This is a genomic window from Gemella haemolysans, from assembly GCF_028308085.1.
Lineage (GTDB): Bacteria > Bacillota > Bacilli > Staphylococcales > Gemellaceae > Gemella > Gemella haemolysans_D.
The window spans coordinates 1-497 of the sequence record NZ_JAQMFS010000024.1 but is presented as its reverse complement, the minus strand read 5'-3'; the positions used below and the strand labels follow the sequence as shown (position 1 = coordinate 497).

The window sequence follows — 497 nt, the reverse complement described above, 5'->3', positions numbered from 1 at the left end:
TGAACGTTTCCTGGAGTTATGTGACAATCCATGATTATATTATTTTTCCCATCTACTGTTCTATGGTCTAAATACATAAAACCTTCTTCTTTATGATCTCTGTGATAATAACCGCTATCCGGATCAGTTGTGTTAACTCGTTGTCTTTTTAGTTCTTCTTTTTCTTTATATTCAAAAGGCTTTTTTCCTATTTTTTCTCTCTCTTCGTTTATTTCTTTTTCTAAATCTAATTTTCTTTTTTTTATTTTTGTAGTTACTTCAACTTTGAATTTCTTTTTATTTGCGTTAGCTTTTATATGTGTTGAATCAGTAAAAAACTCAGTGCCTCCAACTAATTTTTTATCAATTGCTTGGTTCACTATATTTATAAATATTTGTTCGAATACATCAGTTCCTTGGAATCGTCGAATATAGTTTTGTGAAAATGTAGAGTAGTGTGGAACTGGTTTAGAAAATGGTATCCCTAAAAACCATCTAAATGCAGCATCTGTTTCTAT

1 protein-coding gene is annotated in these 497 nt (G+C 29.6%); it reads right to left on the bottom strand.

From position 1 onward, the window contains the following. A partial coding sequence (locus tag PNO30_RS01525) for a transposase (RefSeq protein WP_271986896.1) occupies window positions 1-497 on the bottom strand: 497 nt, incomplete at both ends.